Origin of the sequence: Rheinheimera baltica DSM 14885, from assembly GCF_000425345.1 — a bacterium.
In the GTDB taxonomy this organism is placed as follows: domain Bacteria; phylum Pseudomonadota; class Gammaproteobacteria; order Enterobacterales; family Alteromonadaceae; genus Alishewanella; species Alishewanella baltica.
Genome location: NZ_AUDG01000135.1, coordinates 1 through 1,106, shown reverse-complemented (window position 1 = coordinate 1,106; position 1,106 = coordinate 1). Strand labels below are relative to the sequence as shown.

1 protein-coding gene is annotated in these 1,106 nt (G+C 36.3%); it reads right to left on the bottom strand.

Translation table 11 applies throughout. The annotated features are described in order from the left end of the window. Positions 1–255: 255 nt before the first annotated feature. Complete coding sequence (locus tag H595_RS0119745) at positions 256–1,005, bottom strand: hypothetical protein (RefSeq protein ID WP_027672674.1); 750 nt, start codon at positions 1,003–1,005, stop codon at positions 256–258. Between the last annotated feature and the right edge of the window lie 101 nt (positions 1,006–1,106).

Sequence of the window (1,106 nt, the reverse complement as noted above, 5' to 3'; positions counted from 1 at the left end):
ACTGTACTGCTTTATCAAGAACAATTGATCATATAAATCTATTGCTTAGACCAAAAGGTGATCAGCAGTTTTCACACAGCCTGCGCTCAAAGCAGTCTTTGATATTAATGAATGATGCTGCAATCAATGGTCCTTGATTGTGAAAGTTATGGCCTATAGAAATTGCAACCAGTGGTCCTTTTAAAGTGAAACAGGTGGTAATTTAGGGTGATCTTTTACACCAACCAATTTCCACTTAAATTAATTAACAATAATTCATCTTGAATCTAGCAAACCGCCCAACCAGCTATTCGAAAAGTTATAGCCGTCACTTTTCAATCCTAGAACATCCTGAAAAACGATTTTACTAAGCTTAGACTGAGGGATGCTTTTTAACCGCCAGTAATGTGTAAGCTTCCATCCTTCTTCTTTTGCCGTAAGTAAAAGACGTTCGAAATTTGGTATCACTGACAATGCTGCATTCTCCCGAGTCAGCTGACGTCCTTGAATCTTTGCTAATGCTGTTTTGAATGCTGACCAAAGTAAGCTGATTACTTCAGCTACAGAATAATCCTGCAGTGCTAATTTAAAAAGTAAAGCTGATTTGTTACCGATATCAAAGTGCAAATTATATTTTTTCTGCGATGCTTCCAGAAATCCTATACATTCGTTTACAGATAACTCATTTGCGAATACTGAAAATTCTCGCTTTGTAATGTGTTTTTTTAGAATATGTAGATTATCAGATAGGTGGGCTATGTAAGCTTCAATGTTTTTGAATTCTGCTGGTAGCTGAAATTCAGCGCCACGCTTTTTATTTAAAAATGACAGACCAAGCTCATCACTCGCATAAATCTTTGAGTTTATTACCAGAAATTTTTCTTGATAGGCTTCAATTACAATTTCTTTATCATATTTATGAGAAGGGCTAAGAGTAAAAGGAGATAGGTGTTGGAAGCCTTGGTAGTATTTTAAGTCTTCGTCAGTCAGCGTGTGCAGCAACGCAAGCTTTTTTATATCAGACAAGAGCAGGGTAATACACCCTAAAAATAACTGACGTCAAAAGTAGAATTTTCTCGTAACATAAACGCAGGAGATTCTGCATGAAAACATCTAAATTTAGCGAC